Source organism: Nonomuraea sp. NPDC059007, assembly GCF_042740555.1.
Taxonomy (GTDB): Bacteria; Actinomycetota; Actinomycetes; order Streptosporangiales; family Streptosporangiaceae; genus Nonomuraea.
On the sequence record NZ_JBHYJD010000012.1, the window covers coordinates 19,712 to 39,040 of the forward strand.

Below are 19,329 nucleotides of genomic sequence, written 5' to 3' on the forward strand. Positions count from 1 at the left end.
ACGCGATAACCCGTGACCGTCCCACTGGACGCACCCCACGACAGGGCCAGCGAACTGTTCGTCGCCGTCACCGACGCCGCACCCGGCTGACCGGGAATGCCCACGCAGCCGGTGGTGGTGCCCGAGACGTCACGCCCCGTCGACTCGCCCACACTGTTGTAGGCCTTGATCGTGTACGTGTGCGACTCACACGTACCCAAACCCGAAATCGTGGCACTCGTACCGGTCACCGTCGACTTCAACGTCGCACCCTCATAGACGCGATAACCCGTGACCGTCCCACTGGACGCACCCCACGACAGGGCCAGCGAACTGTTCGTCGCCGTCACCGACGCCGCACCCGGCTGACCGGGGACGGTCGGCTGCGGGTCGCCCTGGACGCTCTTCCAGAGGGCGGGGACGTTGGGCGGTTCCCAGCCCGGCTGGGAGGTGTGCGACTGGCGGGACTCGAAGTCGGCCGAGTTGTAGGTGACGCGGGTGCCGGTGGGATAGGAGGTCCAAGCCTGCCACTGGGGGTAGGCGACGGCCTGGGCGGGTGGTCCGACCAGGCCGAAGATCAATCCGACGACCAGGACGAGTAAGGCGCGGTATTTCATGAATTCTCCGGTTTCGAGTCGTACGGCCCGCGCCCCTGGGGGGCGAGGGCGCGAGCCGTACGGGCCCGTGGGGTGGGGGGTGTGTTCAGCGCAGGCCGTTGTTGAGGGCCGTGGTGAGGGATCCGTCGTCGCCCGACATCTCCCAGACCATCGCGCCCAGCAGGTTCTTGGCCTTGATGTACTCGGTCTTCTTGCCTATGGACCAGGGATCGTCGAACGTCCACCACTGGCCGCCGGGGCCGGTGTAGCAGTAGGAGGAGATCGACTGTTCGTCGTGCCTGACCGTGCAGCCGGGCACCCGTGAGGCGATGTTCTTGTAGCCGCGCGTGCCCGCCTCCTCGGGGAAGTCGCCGGGCGCGGCGCCGTTGGCCGACTGCCATTCGCCGAACTTGCCGCCGTCGGCCACCTGCTGCCAGCCGCGGCCGTAGTAGGCCAGGCCGAAGGTCAGCTTGCGCGGGTTCACCCCCGCGTCCAGGTACTTCTGGATGGCCTTGTCGACGCTGAAGTCCGGGTTGTACGGCGAGTCGGTGTCGAGATGAAGGTTGCCCTGGTGGCCCGTGCGGTTGGGCTCCCAGGAGTTGTCGCTGCCCGCGCCGTGGAAGTCGTAGCCCTGGACGTTGGCGAAGTCCAGGTACTGGAAGATCCTCGACAGGTCCCATCCGGCGTCGATCTTGACCGGGTCGGCGGGGGTGAAGGCGGTCAGGAGGTAGCGCTTGCCGGTGGTGACCGTCAGCGCGTCGAGCTGGGTGCGGAACTCCTGCAGCAGGAGGGTCAGGTTGTTCTTGTCGTTCGGGCTGACGTGATTGCCCGCGTGACCGGGGGCGCCCGGCCACTCCCAGTCGACGTCGATGCCGTCGAAGACGCCCGCCGCCACGCCGGGGCCGCCGCGGCCCTGGTAAACGGGCAGGTCGCCCTTGATGTACATGTCGATGCAGGACTTCACGAACGCCTTGCGCTTGGCGTCGGTGGAGGCGGCGTCGGAGAAGTACTTGGAGTAGGTCCAGCCGCCGAGCGAGATCAGCGACTTGAGGTGGGGGTGCTTGGCCTTGAGCTTCTTGAGCTGGTTGTAGCTGCCGGCCAGCTTCTGGTCCCAGGTGTCGCCCACGCCGTCCACCGACTCGCCCGCGCCGAATCCCTTGACGTAGTCGGCCCACGCGTCGCCCGCGCCGTCGCCCTGGTTGGGGTCCTGCGGGTTGGGGGTGGTGGCCCGGTCCACGCCGTTCATGCAGGTGTGCTGCGTCGGGTGGACGTTGGAGAAGGCGTAGTTGATGTGGGTGAGCTTGGCGGCCTGCGCGTCGAGGCTCTTCATCGTGTACGCGCGGCCGTAGATGCCCCACTGCACGAAGTAGGCGACCTTGTTGTAGCTGCCGCCCGGCGTCTCCGGCTGGGTCTTCGCGGTGAACGGGGCGCTCTTGTCGGACTCGTTGCCCGACGGGTCGACGGCGCTGACGGTGAACGTCTGGTTCGTGTCGGGCGGCAGGCCGCCGACCGTGGCGCTCGTCGTCGTGGAGGTGGTCTTCAGGGTGGCGCCCTGGTAGACGCGGTACTCCTTGATCGTCCCCGAGTTGTCCGTCGAGGCGTTCCAGGCCAGGCTGATCGAGGTGCTGGTCTGGCTGGGCGAGCGCAGGCCGCCGGGCACGCTCGGCTTGACCGTGTCCGGCGTCCCGGTGGTCGAGACCGTGACGGGGGCGCTCTTGTCCGACTCGTTGCCCGACGGGTCCACGGCGCTCACCGTGTAGGTGTGCGCGGAGCCGGGTGACAGGCCGGTGAGCTGCGCGCTCGTCCCCGTGGCGGTCTTCACGACCGCGGCGCCCTCGTAGACCCGATACTCCTTGATCGTCCCTGAGTTGTCCGTCGAGGCGTTCCAGGCCAGGTCGATCGTGGTGTCGGCGCGCGCGGTCGACCGCAGGTCGCCCGGCACGCTCGGCTTGACCGTGTCGGTGGGCACGCCGTCACACGGGTTGCCGTTGAGCTTGCAGCTCTGCGGTACGGCCTGCGCGCCGCCCGGATTGCCGAGGAAACCGAAGGTGACGGCGGCGCCCGGGGCGAGGGTGCCGTTCCATCCGACGTTGCTGAAGGTGAAGTGCTGCCCGCTACGTGCCAGGGTGGCATCCCAGAACGAGCCGACCGTGATGCCCGCGGGCAGGTCGAACTCGACCTTCCAGCCGTTGATCGTGCTCGTGGTGCCGTTGGTGACGGTGTAGCGGCCTTCGAAGCCGCTGCCCCAGTCGGAGGTCTTCGTGAACGCCGCGGTGGCCGAGGCGGCCTGAGCGGGCCCTGGAACGAGGAGGGCTAACAGCAGACTTGCCAGCGCGGTCAGGGAAAGTAAAGGAAGGGTACGCCGCATGATCGCTCCCTCGGCGGGAGAACTGTGGGGGGTGTCCTGCCCTGTGAGGGGTCAGGCAGGTGGTACGGGCGGCAACGGATGGTGATCGTGGCAGGCTGTGGGGGGTGGGGGGCGCGCCATGATTGCCTCGGTTCAGATCTTCTCTTAGGAAAGTTTCCTAAGAGTTATGGCGATCGTAGGCTTGACACCCATGCCTTACAAGACCTAATTCCATCTTCAATCGCCGCAGCTGGTCACCAACTCCGCGCCACGGGTTAAAAGCGCACCGTAACGGCGGCTTCGCCGTACCCGCAAGACAAGCAGGCGCGCAGACAAGAGCGCGCCCCCACACGCGGGTGGGGGCGCGCCGTCGGGAGGGGACTACGGCTGCTGCGTGATCTTGACGTCGTCGACGCCCGCCTCCAGCAGGGAGGCGGTCGAGGCGTCGGCGGCCTCGATGAGGACGCGGACGGTCTGGCCCGCGAACGGGGTCAGGTTGGCGTTGGCCACGCCCCACGAGCCGTTGCGGTTGCTCGCCGCGCCGAGCTGCTCGAACACCTGGGAGGTGGTGTTGCCGACGACCTTCACGCGGAAGTAGTCCGCGTTGGAGGAGTTGGAGCCGTGGGCCAGGTACCACGACAGCGACAGGGACAGCGTCCCCGTGGCCGGCAGCGTGATCTGCGGCGACTGGATCGAGGTCAGCCCGCCGTCGATGTCGTGATCGCCGGCCGCGGCCCCGGCCAGGCGGCCGGTCACCAGGTCGTTGGCCCCGCTGACCGTCGTGCCGAGCTGCTTGGCGCCGCTGGAGGTGGTGGCCTCGGGGTCACCGCGCTCCCACAGACCCGTCGTGGCGCTGCCCGGGACCACCGTCCAGCCCTTGTCGGTCTCGAAGGTGTCCTCCCAGACGGTGGTGCCCGGCGTGGTACCGCAGTATTGGGCCTCCTTGCCGATGATGCGGTAGACGCAGTCGGAGTACTCCAGGAAACGCAGGGAGGCCTCGCGGTTGCGCGTGGTCTGCGGCACGATCTGCTCGTCCGGCGGGTAGAAGCCGGGACTCGCGGTGCGCGGGTACATCTCGAACGTGTAGCTGAAGATCTTGTGGACGCCCCACATCCAGTCGCCGATGCTCCCGTCGGTGATGTACAGGTCGCTGGACTGCTCCGGCGTGTAGTTGTTGGTGGAGGCCATGTTCTGGCCGAGCGTCGCGTGGGCGTCACGGTCGTCCTGGGTCAGTCCCGGCGCCGTGTCGTTGAAGGTGTAGCCGTAGGGCCACAGGACCAGCTCGCTGTAGGTGTGCCAGTCGATGTGCGACCTGATCTGCTGCTTGCCGCCGACCACCCGGGTACGCACCCAGTCGGCCACGGCCTTCACCTCGACCGCCGACTCGGGGGCCGAGCCCCGGTAGGTGTCGCTGGAGGTCGAGCCGGAGGAGCCGCCGCAGCAGCCCCAGTTGTAGTTCCAGTTGCGGTTCATGTCGGTGCCGACCGCCGTCGAGCCGGAGTTCGGCTGGCGGTTCTTGCGCCAGGAGCGGTAGCTGCCCGTCGCGATGTCGTACTCGCCGCCGTCCGGGTTGAGGTCCGGCAGGATCCAGATCTCGCGGGTGTTCACCAGGTTGGTGATGCGCGCGTCGGTGCCGTAGTTGTCGGCCAGCAGGTGCATGAGGTACAGCGCCATCTCGACCGTGAGGTGCTCGCGCGCGTGCTGGTGCGCGGTGAACAGCACCTCGGTCTCGTTCTCGTCGGCGCCGACGTTGTCGCTGATCTTCACGCCGACGAGCTGCCTGCCCTGGTACGACGTGCCGTAGACGAACTTGCTGGCGATGGTCGGTTTGGCGGCGACGAGCGCGTTGATGTTGGCGTTCATCTCCGCGTAGTTGTGGTAGCCCGAGTCCGACGGCGGGAAGTCAAACGCTGCCGCGCCGGACGGGGATAACGGGCGTGGCACCTCCGTGACCCGGTAGCCGAGCTTCTTGATCGCCGCGACCTCGGCGGACGTCGCGGTGACCAGGACCGAGTCAGCCGCCACCTCCTCGATGGCCGCGCCGGTGCCCGAGACCGCGCTGCGCTGGCGCGCGTCGGCCGGGCCCTGAACCCGATACTGCTTGTTCGCGGGCGGTTCGGCACCCGCGCCCACCTCGGTAATGCCGGTCAGGCAGAACAGGCCGAGTGCGGCAAGCAGGATCGTTAATCGGCGTCTCACCTCGTTCCTCCTCAGGCGCGCGATTAGGGGGGTGTGTTGACGCGCGCCTGCACCGAGAGTGAAGACTTCCGCTCAGCCGGAAAAGGCCCAATTCAGCGGTAGTGCACCATGGCTTGCTCTAGTGGCTTCCTGGTTAGGTCGGGTACCTCGGCGCCGGCGGCGGCGTAACCCACGGGAAACAGGATGTAGGGGCGCTCGTTGGCGGGGCGCTCGCAGATCTCGGTGAGGAAGGCCATCGGGTTGGGCGTGTGGGTGAGCGTGGACAGGCCCATCGCGTGCAACGCGGCGATGAACAGGCCGCAGGCGATGCCGACGCTCTCGTTGACGTAGTAGTGCTTGGTCTTGCCGCTGTCGGGACGCAGGCCGTACTTCTCGGCGAAGCAGACCACCAGCCACGGCGCGACCTCCAGGTAGCGCTTGTCGGAGGTGGTCTCCAGCGGGGCCAGCGCCTCGCGCCACTCGGCGGGCAGCCGGCCGCCCTCGTAGTTCTGCCGCTCCTCGACCTCGGCGGCGTCCCTGATGCGGCGTTTGGTCTCCTGGTCGCCGACCACGACGAACTTCCACGGCTGCTGGTGGGCGCCGGAAGGAGCGGTGTTGGCCGCCAGCACCGCCAGCTCGACGCAGCGGAGCGGGACCGGCTCGTCGCTGAAGAAGCGGACGCTGCGGCGCCGGTCGAGGAAGTCGTAGAACTCGCGGCCGCGGGCGAGCATCTCGTCCGGCTCGTACCGCTCCGGCGTGTAAGGACGGAACGGGAACTTGTGCTCCATGAGGACGCAGTCTGCGGATAAGTGCCGGATATGACAACCGGCTGCCCGCTATCCTGACGATTTGACAGTTAAAGTCGAATATAAGGAGACAAAATGGCAGCCAAGCGGGCCGGGCTGGACGCGCTCGACCTCCGGATCCTCCGGCTGGTCGCCGAACACCCCCGCAGCGGCCTGCTGGAGTTCGCCCGGCTGCTGGGCGTGGCCCGCGGCACCGTCCAGGCCCGCCTGGACCGCCTGGCCGCCGACGGCGTGATCACCGACTTCGGCCCCGGCCTCTCCCCCGCCGCGCTGGGCTACCCCGTGCAGGCGTTCACCACGCTGGAGGTGCAGCAGGCCTCCCGCGAGCACATCTCCCGCACGCTGGCGGCCATCCCCGAGCTGATCGAGGCCTACATCGTGACCGGCCCCGGTGACGTGTGGTGCCGCATCGCGGGCCGCGACCACGAGCACATCCAGGAGATCATCGACCACATGCTGACCATCGACGGCGTACGGCGCAGCACGACGGTCATCACGCTGTCCACCGTCGTACCGCACCGCGTCCTCCCCCTGGCCGCGCGGGCTGCCAGCTAGCCGCCAGGCGCCTGCCAGCCCGTTGCCAGCCCCGCCCGCCAACCTCGGGGGCATGGACTACGCGATCGAAGCCGAAGGGCTGGTCAAGAGGTACGGCGACAAGGCGGCCCTGGACGGGGTCGATCTCGGCGCGCGGGCCGGAACGGTACTGGGCGTGCTCGGCCCGAACGGCGCGGGAAAGACGACGGCGGTGCGCATCCTGGCCACGTTGCAGCGCCCCGACGGGGGGCGGGCCCGCGTCCACGGGCACGACGTGGCGGAGCGCCCCGCCGAGGTACGCAAGCTGATCGGCCTGACCGGCCAGTACGCGTCGGTGGACGAGAAGCTCACCGGCGTGCAGAACCTCATGATGATGGGCCGCCTGCTCGGCATGAGCCGCTCCTCGGCCAGGGCGCGGGCGACGGAGTTGCTGGAGCGGTTCGGGCTGACCGAGGCCGGCGGGCGGGCCGCGTCCGGGTACTCCGGGGGCATGCGCCGCCGCCTCGACCTGGCCGTCAGCCTCGTCAGCCGGCCGAGCGTGCTGTTCCTCGACGAGCCGACGACCGGGCTCGACCCGCACGCGCGCAGCGAGCTGTGGGAGGTGGTCAGGGAACTGGTCGCCGGCGAGGTGACCGTGCTGCTGACCACGCAGTACCTGGAGGAGGCCGACCAACTGGCCGACGACATCCTGCTGATCGACTCGGGCCGGGTGGCCGCCAGCGGCACGCCCGACCAGCTCAAGGCCATGGCCGGCGGGCACCGGCTGGACATCAGGCCGCTGCGGGCCGAGGACGAGGAGAAGGCCATGGCCATCCTTGGCTCCGGCGAGCTCAGCATCCCGATCCACGACCTGGCCATGGCGCCGGCCGTACTCAGGAAGCTGGACGAGGCCGGGATCGTGCTGGCCGAGCACGCGCTGCGGCTGCCCTCACTCGACGACGTCTTCCTCACTCTCACCGGAGCACGCGCATGATCTCGCAGAGCCTCACCCTGACCTGGCGCAGCCTGGTGCCGCTGAAGAACAGTCCCGGCCAGTTGCTGGCCATGCTCATCCAGCCGGTCTTCATGATCGTCATCTTCGTCTACCTGTTCGGCGGCGCGGCGGGCGGCGACCGGGGCCAGGCGGTGCAGTACATGCTGCCCGGCGTGCTGGTGCAGGTGGCGCTGATGGCCACGATCGGCACCGGCATGAACCTGGCCACCGACATCGGCAACGGCGTCTTCGACCGGTTCAGGACGATGCCGATCGCCCGGATGGCGCCGCTGGCCGGGCGCATTCTCGCCGACCTGTGCACGATGACGGTCACGCTGGCGATGTCGGTGCTGGTCGGCTACGTCGTCGGCTTCCGCGTCACCACCTCGCCGCCGGCGGCGCTGGCGGGGCTGGGCCTGGTGCTGCTGTTCACGATGGCGCTGAGCTGGGCCTCGGCCTGGATCGGCGTGATCGCCAAGTCGGTCACCGCGATGCAGGGCGTCTCCACGGCCGTGCTGCTCCCGCTCACGTTCGGCAGCAGCGCCTTCATCCCCGCCACGGACCTGCCGGGCTGGCTGACCGCCTGGATGTCGGTGAACCCGGTCTCGCACCTGGCCGCGTCGCTGCGCGGCTTCATGGTCGGCGGGCTGGACGCCGCCGACGTCTGGATCACCCTCGGCTGGACCGCCGCGCTCCTCGCCGTCTTCGTGCCGCTCGCCCTGCGCGCCTACAACAGGAGAGTCCGATGAGAGCCCGCGACGGCGTCGAACTCGCCACCACGGTACGGCTGCCGCCCACCGGCGCCCGCCATCCCGTCCTGCTGGTCCGCACCCCCTACGGCCGCGACACGGTTCCGGGCCCCGGCCTCCACCTGGACGTGGATCGCCTGGTCGCGGCCGGATACGCGGTGGCCGTGCAGGACGTACGCGGAACCGGCGAGTCGGAGGGCGAGTTCCGCCTCTTCACCGGCGAGGCCGAGGACGGCCACGACGCGGTCCGCTGGGCGGCGACCCAGCCCTGGTCCGACGGGAACGTCGGCATGTTCGGCGACTCCTACCTCGGCCTCACCCAGTTGCTGGCCGCGCAGGAGCGCCCGGAGGGCCTGCGCGCGATCGCGCCCAGCCTCACCCCAGGCTCCTACCGCGACATCGTGTACGAGGGCGAGGTGGTGACGCTGAGCAAGATCCTCACCGTCTGCGCCCTGACGTTTGCGCTCGACGAGCTGCGCCGCCGCATCCGATCCGGTACGGCGGAGCCGTCCGCGGAGGCGGAGTACCTGGCCGGGCTGGGCTTCCCCGACCGGTTCCCGCAGCGGATGCGGGAGCTGGCAGAGCGGCTGCCGCTGTCGGACCAGCCGCTCATCAACGACCTGGTGCCCGGCTACGCCACCTGGATGGAGCACCCGGACCCCGGCGCGGAGGTGTGGCGGGGCGGCTCGTTCGACTACGCGGCGATCGAGGTGCCCGCCCTGGTGAGCACCGGGTGGCACGACTTCTGCCGCGACGCCTCCATCCGCCACTTCCAGCGGCTCGGCGGGAGTTCGCGGCTGGTCGTGGGGCCGTGGACGCACATCTCGCACGGGCGGGAGATCTTCTGGCGCGACTACGGGCCCACCGCCGCCCAGGAGGCGATCGACTGGACGGGGCTGCATCTGGCGTGGTTCGGCCACTGGCTGCGGGGGACGCCGCTGGAGGGGCCGGCGGTGCGGTACTTCGTCATGGGGGCCGACGAGTGGCGCGGCTCGCCGCGGTGGCCGGTGCCGGCGCGGCGGGTGCCGTACCACCTGGGGCAGAGCGGGGTGCTGTCCGAGACGCCCTCGCACGGCACGTGGGAGTTCGCGGCCGATCCGGGCGACCCGGTGCCGACCGTGGGCGGGGCGGTCCTGGACTTCACCGGGTTCGGGCCGCTGGACCAGCGGCCGCTGGACGGGCGGACGGACGTGCTGCGTTTCGCGAGCGCGCCGCTGGTGGGCGACGTGGAGGTGACCGGGCGGGCCGAGCTGGTGGTGCGCATGTCCACGACCGCGCCGACGGCCGACGTCACGGGCAAGCTGGTCGACGTGCATCCGGACGGGCGGGCCGAGCTGCTCACCGACGCCGTCACCCGGGCGGTGGGCGGCGAGGTCGTGGTGGACCTGGGGTGGATCTCCACGGTGTTCCGGGCGGGGCATCGGATCAGGGTGGACGTGGCCGGATCCAATTTCCCGAAATATGCCAGGAATCCGGACAAGGGGCTGACCACGATCCACTCGCCGTCCTACGTGATGTTGCCGATCAGGTCGTAGAGCTCGTCCTGGGTCAGGGCCGCGCCCCGGGCGTGCAGCCCGGCGAAGCGGTCCTCGCCCAGCGCGGCCCGCGCCGCCGCCATCCCGGCGTCGGTGTCGGCCGCGACATCGGCACGGCCGGCGCCGAACAGCAGGGCCGCGCGCTCCGCCTCGCCGCCGGCCAGCGCCGCCAGCGCGAAACCGCCGAGGACGGTCGCCAGCACCGGCAGGTCGGGCGCCGAGCCCAGGGGCGTGCCTCTCATGGCCTCCAGGGCCTCGCGGTGCTGGGCGAGTCCGCCGGGAAGGTCGCCGGAGGCCACCAGGGCTCTGCCGTAGCGGGTGCGTACCGTGGCGACGAGCTGCGGGATCGGCGCCGCGCCCGCCAGCATGTCCACGGCGGCCGACAGCGCGGTCAGCGCCTGGCCGTACTCGCCGCGCTGGTAGCCGATCATCCCCTCGCCCAGCCTGAGCTGCACGAGCACGTCCGGGTTGATCTCGTCGGTGACGCCCAGCCTGGCCTTGGCCAGGTCGGCCGCCGCGCCGTCCAGGTCGCCGCCCTGCGCCCGCAGCACCGCCATCCTGGTCAGCGTCGAGACCGACTCGTTGGCGCTGATCCACGCGCTGGTCAGCGAGGTCACCTCGGTGTACAGGTCGGTCACCGGCCGCCCCTCGCCGGCCCGCAGGGCGGCCAGCTGCAGCAGCGCCTCGCTCAGCCCCCACCGGTCGCCGATCTTCCTGAACCCGGCCACCGCCCGCTCCAACGCCTCCTCGCTCGCATGCGGGCCCCTGAGCATGAGGGCCGAGCTGGCCAGCCACAGGTCCTCGTCCTCGGCGTAGGAGAGCAGCAGTCCGTAGGCGTGCTCGTCGCGCCCGGCGATCATCGCCATGACCGCCTTGCCGATCCGCAGCATCGGATGGACCCGGCCCTCGGTCTCGGCCCGCGCGATCAGCGCGTCCATCTCGTCCGACATGCGGCTCAGCAGCGGCCGGTCCACCACGATCCGGCCGAACATCGTCACCCCGACCGCGAACCTGCACGCCGCGTAGGCCTCCGCCAGCCCCGGCGGCGGCTCCTCGCCCGCCAGCGCGAGCGCCTGCTCGGCCCACTGCGCGGACTCCTGCCGGTAGCCGCACATCCACCAGTACCAGTTCAGCGCGCCGCACAACCGCAGCGCCGTCTCGACCTCGCCCTCGTCCAGCGCCCAGCGCAGCGCCGCCGCGCAGTTGTCGCGCTCGGCCGCCAGCCGCTCGATCCACTCGATCTGCTCATCCGTCCGCAGGTACGGCACCGCCGTCTCGGCCACCTCCCGCATGTGGATCGCCAGCCGCCTCCTGAACTCCCCGCTCTCCCCCGCCTCGGCCAGCCGCTCCAGCGCGTAGGCGCGGATCGTCTCCAGCATCCGGTAACGCCCGTCGTCGCCCGCCTGCACCAGCGACTTGTCGGCCAGCGCGCCCAGAACGTCCGGGTCGCCGCCGCACACCGCCTCCACCGACTCCAGCGCCGCGCTGCCCGCGAACACCCCCATCCGCCGCAGCAGCGCCCGCTCGCCGGCGGTGAGCAGGTCCCAGCTCCACTCGACGAGCGCCCTCAGCGTCTGCTGCCGGGGCAACGCGGTACGGCTGCCGCCGGTCAGCAGCCGGAACCGGTCGTCGATGCGCTCGGCGAGCTGCCGCGCGGTCATCGTGCGCAGCCGGGCGGCGGCCAGTTCGATGGCCAGCGGCATGCCGTCGAGGCGGCGGCAGATGGCCGCGACGTCACCGACGTTGCCCTCGTCCAGACGGAACGACGGCCGCGCCGCGACCGCCCGGTCCAGCAGCAGCCGAACCGCCGGGTAGGCGGCGGCCCGCTCGGCGTCCACGCCCTCGGGCGGCAGTTCCAGCGGCGGAATGGGCACCAGCCGCTCGCCCGCGACGTTCAGCGGTTCCCTGCTGGTGGCCAGCACCCGCAGGCCGGGGCAGAGGGCCAGCAGCCGCTCGGCCACGACGGCGGCGGCCTCGATCACGTGCTCGCAGTTGTCCAGCACGATCAGCGCCCGCTCGCGCCCGAGGCGCTCGGCCACGCGGGTCACCGGGTCCTCGCCCGGCTGGTTGAGGTCGTCGCGCAGGCCGAGCGCGCCCGACAGCGCGCCGGGGACGTCGGCCGGGTCGGCGATCGGGGCCAGCTCGACCATCCAGGCGTCGGCCTCGCGCAGGGCGGCCTCGGTGGCCAGGCGGGTCTTGCCCGCGCCGCCCGGCCCGACGATCGTGGCGAGCCTCGCGTGCCCGAGCAGGCTCACGAGCTGGGCCAGTTCGTCGGCCCTTCCCACGAAGCCGGTCAGCGGGGCGCGTACGTTCCCCTTGGCCGGGCGCGGCTCGGGACGCCGGGCCGGGACCTCGCCCTTGAGCACGGCGAGGTGGGCGGCGCGCAGGTCGGGGCCGGGATCCACACCCAGGTCGGTGGCCAGGGCGCCCCTGACCCGCTCGAACAGCGTGAGCGCGTCGGCCTGGCGGCTGGCGGCGGCCAGGGCGCGCATGGCGAGACCGGCCAGGCGTTCGCGGTGCGGCCGCGCGGCCAGTTCCTCGCTCAGCCCTGCCGCCAGGGTGGCGACCTCACCGTCGCCCGGTGCCCGCGCCAGCACGGCCGTGGCATGGGCCTCCAGGGCGAGCAGGCGTTCCTCCTGCAGCCCCGCCGCGACGTTGGCCAGATGCGGCACCGCCAGCAGATCGGCCAGCGCGGGACCCCGCCACAACGCCAGCGCCACCGCCAGGGCACCCTCGCGATCCATTCCCGTGCCCGCCGCCGTTGTGCCCGCCGCTTCTGCGCCCGCCGTTTTAGTGCCAGCCGCTTTTGTGCCCGCTGCCCAGGCGTCCTGACCAGCAGGTATGGCTCGGACGGTCTGGGTGAAGGCGTGGGCGTCCACGCGCTCGCGCGGGATCGGCAGGACGTAGCCGCCCGCGCGGCCGTCCACCGTCAGGTACGGGCGCAACGCGGCACGCAGCCGCTTGACCAGGGTCTGCAGGGCGTTGGCCGCGTTGGCCGGCGGCTCCTCCGGCCACAGCGCGTCGATCAGGCGCTCGGCGCCGACGACCTGACCCGCCTCCAGCGCGAGCATCGCCAGCAGCGCGCGTACCCGGGCGCCGCCCACGTCCACGGGGACGCCGTCGTTCGTGACCTCCAGCGGGCCGAGGATGGATATGCGCACGCACTCCATCCTGCCGGGTGCTCACGACTTCAGATGCACGGCCACCTCCATGCCCACCGGCTGCCCCTCCTCCAGCAGGCCGATCTGGCGCACCTGGGCGAGCGACACCTCGGCGCCGCTCTCCTGCGCCGCGGCCAGCAGCGCGAGCACGGCCGGGTGGGTGGCGCCCTCCACCATGGGCACGTCCTGGTCCCAGCGCCAGCGCACCACCATCTCCTGCCCCGTCTCGATCGTGCCGCGCTCGACGTCCGTCCAGGACTCCGGCGGCAGGGCGGCGACCGGCCAGCAGCACAGCATCTGGACCTCGGTCTCGCTGCCAGGGGCGGCCCTGATCGTGGTCCAGAACGCGCCGGTCGGGCGGTTGCCCTCCGCGTCCAGGCGCCGCCACAGCCCGGCGAACAGCTCGTTGGCCTCCTCGTCACTGGCGATGTCCGGGGGCAGGACGACGCCGGCCCAGGGCTGGGCTTCGGCCTGCCGTATCTCTGTCTGCCAGCTGACGGGGCCGGCGAGCAGGCGTTCCAGGGCGTCGAGTGCGGCGTCCTGGCGCTCGCGGTCGGCGGCCAGCCTGGCGCGGTGCTCGGCCAGCGTGGCCGTCGCGGACTCGGCGTCCTGGAGCAGCTTGGGCGCCTCGGCGAGGGGCAGGTCGGCGGCGCGGGCGGCCTTGAGCCTGAGCGCGTGCTCGAACTGGGTGGCGCTGTAGCGGCGGTGCCGCGACCACGGGTCCACCGAGGCGGGCGGCAGAAGGCCCTGCTCGTCGTACAGGCGCAGGGCCTTCAGGCTCAGACCGGTCAGCTCGGCGAATTCCCCGATGTTCATCATGGGAACCAGTGTGGGACCTGCCCCTGGGGGAGGTTCCAGTCGTTGGTACGGGCGCCGTGCGCGGATCCCCACGCGCACGGCGCCCGAGTCGGCGGTTTAGAAGTCGTCAGGCAGGCGGACCTGGTCGCGGATCCACCGTCCCGCCTCCTTCAGCCGGCTGGTGCCGGTGAACGGGCCGCCGGGGCAGGTGCCCTCGGTGAAGACGGCGCCGGACAGCGGGTCGTCGGAGAAGTTCCAGTTGACCCAGCTGATCTTCTTCTGTGCCATCAGGTCGATGTACTGCTGCGACCTGGTGAAGTTGTTGCCGCCGCCGCCCGAGGACGTCTGCGTGCCGAACTCGGTGACGAACATCGGCAGGCGGTCGGCCGCGCGGGACAGGGTGCTGAGGTAGTTGCTGCCGTGCGAGGCGGCGTAGAAGTGGAACGTGTACATGATGTTGGTCGCGTTGACCGGGTTGCTGATGATCTCGCTCTCGTCGGAGCCCTCGGAGACGCCGAGCGAAGACCACGCGCGGGTGCCGACCAGGATCGTGCTCTCGGGGTCGTTGGCCCTGATCACGGGGATGATCTGGTGCGCGTAGTCGCGGATGCGCGACCAGGCGACGCCGCTGGGCTCGTTCATGACCTCGTAGAGCAGGTTCTTCTTGTTGTTGTGGCGCTGGGCGATCTCGGTGAAGAACGTCTTGGCCTTGTTGAGGTTGTTCTGGGCGAACGGGTCACCGGGGTTGAGCATGTGCCAGTCGACGATGGCGTACATGCCGCGGGAGGTGGCCTGCTCGATCAGGTTGTGCACCCGGTCGGTGAACGCCCGGGGGTTGGTGTCGTAGCCGCCCTCCTGGATGTACATGGAGATGCGCAGGACGTCCGACTTCCAGTCGTCGGCCAGGGCGTTGAGCGAGGCGGTGTTGAGGCAGTCGTAGTGCCACTGGATGCCGTGGCTGCTCATGCCGCGCAGCTGGATCTGCTTGCCGTTCTCGTTGCAGAGCTTGAGCCCGCAGACCCTGAGCTGGCCGTTGGCCTCGACCGGGGTGCCGCCGCTGGTGGGCGGCTGGGTGGTGGCGGTGACGGCGGCGCTGCGGTCGGACTCGTTGTTCGACGGGTCGCGCGCGGTCACGGTGTAGGTGTGCGTGGAGGATCCGGCCAGGCCGGTCACGGTGGCCGTGGTGCCGGTGACGGTGGCGACGACGGTGTCACCCTCGCGTACCCGGTAGTCCTTGATCGAGCCGCTGTTGTCCGTGGCGGCGTTCCAGGCCAGCGAGATCGAGCTGGATGTGGTCCCGGTCGAGCGCGGGTTGCCGGGGACGGTGGGCTTCTCGGTGTCGGGCGGGCCGGTGACGCCGACGCTGAGGCGGTCGAGGTTGGGGCCGCCGTTGGCGGTGGTCGAGGTGGCCCTGACGGTGTTGGCGCCCGCGTTCAGGGCGGCGTTGACCTGGACCTCCTGCCAGGTGCTCCACGCGCCGGTGCCGGGGAAGTCCTTGGTCTGGGCGCTGCCGTTGACGCTGATGGACATCGGGCGGTTGACAGTGGTGCCGTTGGCGTAGCGGAAGGTCAGGGTGGCGTTGCCGGCGGCGGCCGCGTTCACGGTGAACTCGACGGCGGAACCGGTGACGTTGTCGTAGTTGACGAAGCCGGTGCCGGTGAACCCGGCGTGGTTGGACTCCACCACGCCCTGGGTGATCGTGGCGTCCTCGGCCTGGTGATCGTTGCCGGGCGTGGCGGCGACCTCGGCGTCCAGGTAGTCCCAGTTCGGGTTGCCGCCGGTGGCGGAGGCCGTGGCCCTGATCGTGTTCGCGCCGGCCACGACCGGTGCGGTCAGCGTGGCGGTGGCCCAGGTGCTCCAGGCGCCGGTGGGGTTGAAGGCGCGGTCGTCGGCGATCAGGGCGCCGTTGACGGAGATGTCACTGGGGCGGTTGGCGGTGGTGCCGTTGGCGTAACGGAGGGCCAGGGTGGCGGTGCCCGCGGAGGGGGCGTTGAAGGTCCACTCCACGTACGGCCCCGCCACGTTGTCGCCGTTGACGAAGCCCGTACCGGAGAAGCCGGCGTGGTTGGACTCGACGGCACCCTGCGAGATCGTGGCGTTCTCCGCCTCAAGCCGGGTGGGCGCGGCTTCGGCGGGCAGTGCGGGTAAGAGGGCCAGACAGACGGCGGCCAGAGTGATCAGCCGCGTTGAACGATGCATGGGGTCCGCTCCTACTCGTTCATTAGGAAACTTAACTAACGAGCACACGGAGAATAGATCCGACGTCTGTCCGGAACAAGACCCAATTTGACAAGCGCCTCTACAGCCGTGACAACAAGGGAGCCAGTTGCTCCTCCTCGTAGTCGAGGTGGGCCAGCAGTTCGCCGGCCAGCCGTTCGAGGTCCTCGCGGAAGTCCGCGGCCCGCTCGATGGCGGCGAGGATCTCGGCGACCTTGCCGTGCTCGCGCTCAAGACGGTCGATGACCTCGGCGGACTCGGGGAAGCGGGCCCGCAGGGTGGTGAACAGGTAGTGGCTCTCGACGGTGTGGTGCATCTCGACGTGGTGGCAGTAGTACATGCAGCGCACCCGCAGATCACCGGTGATCTCGCTCGCGCCGCGCAGTTCCTTCAACTCCCGGCGCAGACCGTCGTGGACGGCGATCAGCTCGCGGACCATGGCATGGTCTCGGGACATCGGGGCACTCCTTCACGGTTCTTTCTAGTAACTAAGGGCATGATGGATTACCGTCGTGGTAAGCGCATAGATCGCACTTTTTCCTGCGTTAGTTACCTGGAGAGAACCGTGGAGTACCTGACGGAGACCGAGGCCAACTGCCGCGCCCGCGAGGTGCTCGACCGCGTGGGCGACAAGTGGTCCACGGTCGTGCTCTACAACCTCAGCACCGGCACCCACCGCTTCACCGAGCTGCGCCGGGCCATCCCGGGCATCAGCCAGCGCATGCTCACCGTCACCCTGCGCGGCCTGGAGCGCGACGGGCTGGTCAGGCGGACGGTCCACCCGGTCATCCCGCCCCACGTGGACTACGACCTGACGCCGCTGGGCTGCACGCTGCGGGAGATCGTGGGCGCTCTGGTCGGCTGGGCCCACCAGCACCTGGACGAGATCGATCGGGCGCGGGCGGCGTACGACAAGGTGTAGACGCGAGCCCGCTTCGGTGGTCAAGTCAGGGAATGACGGTACAAGGCACCTGCGATCCCCGGTTCTCCCTGGTCCGGGAGGAGTTCGAGCGCAACCTCGCCGAGCGCGGCGAGATCGGCGCTTCGGTCTGCGTGATGGTCGACGGCGAGGTCGTCGTCGACCTGTGGGGCGGCGAGGCCGCTCCGGGGACGCCCTGGCTCCACGACACCATCGGCCACGTCTGGTCGTGCACGAAGGGCGCCACCGCGCTGTGCGCCCACCTGCTCGCCGCCCGCGGCGAACTCGATCTCGACGCCCCGGTCATCCGCTACTGGCCGGAGTACGGCGCCGCCGGCAAGGGCGCCACCCTCGTCAGGCACGTGCTCGCCCACCAGGCCGGTCTGCCGGTGCTGCGCGAGCCGCTGCCCGCGGGCGCGTTCCACGACTGGAAACTGATGGCCGAGCGGCTGGCCGTGGCGGAGCCGTTCTGGGAGCCGGGGACCCGGCACGGCTACCACGCGCTGACCTTCGGCTTCCTGGTTGGCGAGATCGTCAGGCGGGTCAGCGGGCGCTCGCTTGGCACGTTCTTCCGCGAGGAGGTGGCCGAGCCGCTCGGGCTGGAGTTCTGGCTGGGGCTGCCGGAGGAGCAGGAGGTCCGGGTGGCGCCGACGATCCCGGCCGACGTCCCGGCCGAGTTGCCGTCGTTCTACGTCAGGGCGTTCTCCGACCCGTCGTCCATGCCGGCGCTGCTCCTGGGCAACGACGGCGGCTTCATGACCTCGTCCGACACCCGGGAGTCGCACGCCGGCGAGTACGGCTCGGTCGGCGCGATCACCAACGCGCGCGGGCTGGCCGGCATGTACCGGCCGCTGTCGCTGGGCGAGCTGGTTCCGGCCGAGCAGCGTTCGATCATGGCGAGGACCGAGTCGGCGGGCATGGACGCGGTGCTCGGGGTGCCGACGCGCTGGTCGGCGGGGTTCATGAAGTCCACCGACAACCGGCACCTGCCGGCGGCCGACAGCGAGGGCGCGCTGATGTCGGAGTCGGCGTTCGGCCACGCGGGCATGGGCGGCTCGGTCGGCTTCTGCGACCCTGGCGCCCGGCTGGCCTTCGGCTACTCCATGAACAAGCAGGGCAGCGGCCTGGGCATCAATCCCCGCGGCCAGGCGCTGACCGACGCCGCGTACCGGACGCTCGGTTACGATCGGGCCAATGGAGGGATCTGGTTCCGGCCCTGAGCGGTTCGTCGTCCTGACCGGCGGGCCGGGCTCGGGCAAGAGCACCCTGATCGACCGGCTGGAAGAGGCGGGGTACTCCAGGACCGAGGAAGCGGGCCGGGCGATCATCCAGGACCAGAGCGCGATCGGCGGGCGCGCGCTGCCCTGGGCGGACAAGGACCTGTTCGCCGAGCTGATGCTCTGCTGGGAGCTGCGCTCGTACCGGGCGGCCGCCGCCCTGGGGCCGGGCCCCGTCTTCTTCGACCGCGGCGTCGTGGACGTGATCGGCTACCTGCGGCTGGAGGGCCGGCCGGTGCCGGACCACGTGCACCGGGCGGCGCTGCGCCACCGCTACCACCGGCGCGTCTTCGCCGCCCCGCCCTGGCCGGAGATCTTCCGCAACGACGCCGAGCGCAAGCAGTCGGTGGAGGAGGCGGAGCGCACCTACACGGCGGTGACCGGGGCCTACGAGGACTACGGCTACGAGTTGGTGACGCTGCCGAAGGCTCCGGTCGAGGTCAGAACGCGCTTCCTCCTTGACAACCTCCCCCTATCCTGAATTATCCCGTCTTTCAGGAGCTCGCAGCCATGTACTTCGGCATCACTGACCTCTGGACCTTCGTGGCCGGTGCGTTCTTCATCATCCTGCTGCCAGGACCGAACTCCCTCTACGTCCTCAGCCTGGCCGCCCAGCGCGGCGTGAAGCAGGGCTACCGCGCCGCCGCCGGCGTGTTCGTCGGCGACTCGGTGCTCATGCTGCTGGCCGCCGCCGGCGCCGCCTCGCTCCTGAAGTCGAACCCGCTGCTGTTCACGATCGTCAAGTACGCCGGAGCCGGCTACCTGGCCTGGATCGGCTTCCAGATGCTGCGCGGCGCCTGGCGAGCCTGGCGCGCTCCCGAGGCCGGGACGGTCGACACCGCCGAGCCGGTCGACCGCGTCAACCCGTTCCGCAAGGCCCTGGTGGTCAGCCTGCTGAACCCGAAGGCGATCCTGTTCTTCGTCTCCTTCTTCATCCAGTTCGTGGACCCCGGGTACGCCGCACCGGCGTTCTCGTTCCTCATCCTGGGCGCGATCGTCCAGTTGTTCAGCGTCCTCTACCTGACCATGCTGATCTTCAGCGGGACCTTCCTGGCCGGGCAGTTCCGTTCGCGGCGCAAGTTGTCGGCCGGGCTGACGAGCGGTGTGGGGGCGTTGTTCCTGGGGTTCGGGGCCAAGCTGGCCACCACATCGCTGGGGTAAGGTCGGCCTATCGACCTGGTGAGGCGTATGTAGCCTTCGCGTGGAACGTGGCAAAAGAGGCAGTCGCACTCAGGCGGGTCAGGTACGGTTGGCCACCGG

The 19,329-nt window shown here is 70.5% G+C and carries 16 protein-coding genes; 8 read left to right on the forward strand and 8 right to left on the reverse strand.

What is annotated here, in order from left to right; translation table 11 throughout:
- From ACFWY5_RS21270 to ACFWY5_RS21285, 4 genes are all read right to left on the reverse strand, one after another.
- Positions 1-596: carbohydrate-binding protein (locus tag ACFWY5_RS21270; RefSeq protein WP_379633781.1), on the reverse strand; the 596-nt coding region annotated here is incomplete at its 3' end.
- A gap of 85 nt (positions 597-681) precedes the next feature.
- A complete protein-coding gene (locus ACFWY5_RS21275; RefSeq protein WP_379633783.1) occupies positions 682-2,943 on the reverse strand; it encodes a glycosyl hydrolase family 18 protein in 2,262 nt (753 codons plus the stop codon).
- Between the two features lie 360 nt (positions 2,944-3,303).
- Positions 3,304-5,121 (reverse strand): M14 family zinc carboxypeptidase, encoded by a 1,818-nt coding sequence (locus ACFWY5_RS21280; protein ID WP_379625910.1) that lies wholly within the window; start codon positions 5,119-5,121, stop codon positions 3,304-3,306.
- Between the two features lie 92 nt (positions 5,122-5,213).
- The gene (locus ACFWY5_RS21285; protein ID WP_379633785.1) at positions 5,214-5,888 is read right to left on the reverse strand and encodes a nitroreductase family protein; all 675 of its coding nucleotides are present in this window, start codon (positions 5,886-5,888) and stop codon (positions 5,214-5,216) included.
- 93 nt (positions 5,889-5,981) lie between these two features.
- Here ACFWY5_RS21285 and ACFWY5_RS21290 point away from each other — a divergent pair, with 93 nt between their 5' ends.
- The 4 genes from ACFWY5_RS21290 to ACFWY5_RS21305 are packed head-to-tail and all read left to right on the forward strand — an operon-like array spanning position 5,982 to position 9,697.
- On the forward strand, positions 5,982-6,461 hold the full coding sequence (locus ACFWY5_RS21290) for an Lrp/AsnC family transcriptional regulator (protein ID WP_379633787.1): 480 nt from the start codon (positions 5,982-5,984) through the stop codon (positions 6,459-6,461).
- A gap of 52 nt (positions 6,462-6,513) precedes the next feature.
- Positions 6,514-7,413: an ATP-binding cassette domain-containing protein gene (locus ACFWY5_RS21295; RefSeq protein WP_379633790.1), complete on the forward strand. Its 900-nt coding sequence runs from the start codon at positions 6,514-6,516 to the stop codon at positions 7,411-7,413.
- Positions 7,410-8,162 (forward strand): ABC transporter permease, encoded by a 753-nt coding sequence (locus ACFWY5_RS21300; protein ID WP_379625919.1) that lies wholly within the window; start codon positions 7,410-7,412, stop codon positions 8,160-8,162. The genes ACFWY5_RS21295 and ACFWY5_RS21300 overlap by 4 nt, the downstream gene beginning before the upstream one ends.
- On the forward strand, positions 8,159-9,697 hold the full coding sequence (locus tag ACFWY5_RS21305) for a CocE/NonD family hydrolase (protein ID WP_379633792.1): 1,539 nt from the start codon (positions 8,159-8,161) through the stop codon (positions 9,695-9,697). The genes ACFWY5_RS21300 and ACFWY5_RS21305 overlap by 4 nt, the downstream gene beginning before the upstream one ends.
- On the opposite strand, the gene ACFWY5_RS21310 is transcribed toward ACFWY5_RS21305, so the two are convergent.
- The 4 genes from ACFWY5_RS21310 to ACFWY5_RS21325 all read right to left on the reverse strand — a co-directional run bounded on the left by ACFWY5_RS21310 (position 9,670) and on the right by ACFWY5_RS21325 (position 16,330).
- Positions 9,670-12,858 (reverse strand): BTAD domain-containing putative transcriptional regulator, encoded by a 3,189-nt coding sequence (locus ACFWY5_RS21310; protein WP_379633794.1) that lies wholly within the window; start codon positions 12,856-12,858, stop codon positions 9,670-9,672. The two genes, ACFWY5_RS21305 and ACFWY5_RS21310, sit on opposite strands and share 28 nt — an antisense overlap.
- A 21-nt stretch (positions 12,859-12,879) precedes the next feature.
- Positions 12,880-13,677 carry a MerR family DNA-binding transcriptional regulator gene (locus ACFWY5_RS21315; RefSeq protein ID WP_379625925.1) on the reverse strand — a complete coding sequence of 266 codons (798 nt, stop codon included), beginning with the start codon at positions 13,675-13,677 and terminating at the stop codon, positions 12,880-12,882.
- Positions 13,678-13,773: 96 nt separating this feature from the next.
- Complete coding sequence (locus ACFWY5_RS21320; RefSeq protein WP_379633796.1) at positions 13,774-15,855, reverse strand: cellulase family glycosylhydrolase; 2,082 nt, start codon at positions 15,853-15,855, stop codon at positions 13,774-13,776.
- Between the two features lie 100 nt (positions 15,856-15,955).
- Positions 15,956-16,330 carry a hemerythrin domain-containing protein gene (locus ACFWY5_RS21325; RefSeq protein WP_379627719.1) on the reverse strand — a complete coding sequence of 125 codons (375 nt, stop codon included), beginning with the start codon at positions 16,328-16,330 and terminating at the stop codon, positions 15,956-15,958.
- 108 nt (positions 16,331-16,438) lie between these two features.
- Between ACFWY5_RS21325 and ACFWY5_RS21330 the strand changes: the two genes are divergently transcribed.
- From ACFWY5_RS21330 to leuE, 4 genes are read left to right on the forward strand one after another with little or no spacing between them, the layout of a single operon-like run.
- Positions 16,439-16,795 (forward strand): winged helix-turn-helix transcriptional regulator, encoded by a 357-nt coding sequence (locus tag ACFWY5_RS21330; RefSeq protein WP_379627717.1) that lies wholly within the window; start codon positions 16,439-16,441, stop codon positions 16,793-16,795.
- 32 nt (positions 16,796-16,827) lie between these two features.
- Complete coding sequence (locus ACFWY5_RS21335) at positions 16,828-18,012, forward strand: serine hydrolase domain-containing protein (protein WP_379627715.1); 1,185 nt, start codon at positions 16,828-16,830, stop codon at positions 18,010-18,012.
- Positions 17,987-18,550, forward strand: a complete 564-nt coding sequence (locus tag ACFWY5_RS21340) for an AAA family ATPase (RefSeq protein WP_379633798.1) — start codon at positions 17,987-17,989, stop codon at positions 18,548-18,550. Before ACFWY5_RS21335 ends, ACFWY5_RS21340 begins: the two co-directional genes overlap by 26 nt.
- Before the next feature lie 29 nt (positions 18,551-18,579).
- Positions 18,580-19,230, forward strand: coding sequence for a leucine efflux protein LeuE (gene leuE, locus ACFWY5_RS21345; protein WP_379627711.1), 651 nt, complete (start codon positions 18,580-18,582; stop codon positions 19,228-19,230).
- The last annotated feature ends 99 nt before the right edge of the window (positions 19,231-19,329 follow it).

What these genes read in the sequence shown, in the direction of transcription:
- ACFWY5_RS21275 (WP_379633783.1), bottom strand. Translation starts at nt 2,943, where the DNA reads ATGCGGCGTACCCTTCCTTTACTTTCCCTGACCGCGCTGGCAAGTCTG.
- ACFWY5_RS21285 (WP_379633785.1), bottom strand. Translation starts at nt 5,888, where the DNA reads ATGGAGCACAAGTTCCCGTTCCGTCCTTACACGCCGGAGCGGTACGAG.
- ACFWY5_RS21290 (WP_379633787.1), top strand. Translation starts at nt 5,982, where the DNA reads ATGGCAGCCAAGCGGGCCGGGCTGGACGCGCTCGACCTCCGGATCCTC.
- ACFWY5_RS21295 (WP_379633790.1), top strand. Translation starts at nt 6,514, where the DNA reads ATGGACTACGCGATCGAAGCCGAAGGGCTGGTCAAGAGGTACGGCGAC.
- ACFWY5_RS21300 (WP_379625919.1), top strand. Translation starts at nt 7,410, where the DNA reads ATGATCTCGCAGAGCCTCACCCTGACCTGGCGCAGCCTGGTGCCGCTG.
- ACFWY5_RS21305 (WP_379633792.1), top strand. Translation starts at nt 8,159, where the DNA reads ATGAGAGCCCGCGACGGCGTCGAACTCGCCACCACGGTACGGCTGCCG.
- ACFWY5_RS21315 (WP_379625925.1), bottom strand. Translation starts at nt 13,677, where the DNA reads ATGATGAACATCGGGGAATTCGCCGAGCTGACCGGTCTGAGCCTGAAG.
- ACFWY5_RS21320 (WP_379633796.1), bottom strand. Translation starts at nt 15,855, where the DNA reads ATGCATCGTTCAACGCGGCTGATCACTCTGGCCGCCGTCTGTCTGGCC.
- ACFWY5_RS21325 (WP_379627719.1), bottom strand. Translation starts at nt 16,330, where the DNA reads ATGTCCCGAGACCATGCCATGGTCCGCGAGCTGATCGCCGTCCACGAC.
- ACFWY5_RS21335 (WP_379627715.1), top strand. Translation starts at nt 16,828, where the DNA reads ATGACGGTACAAGGCACCTGCGATCCCCGGTTCTCCCTGGTCCGGGAG.
- ACFWY5_RS21340 (WP_379633798.1), top strand. Translation starts at nt 17,987, where the DNA reads ATGGAGGGATCTGGTTCCGGCCCTGAGCGGTTCGTCGTCCTGACCGGC.
- leuE (WP_379627711.1), top strand. Translation starts at nt 18,580, where the DNA reads ATGTACTTCGGCATCACTGACCTCTGGACCTTCGTGGCCGGTGCGTTC.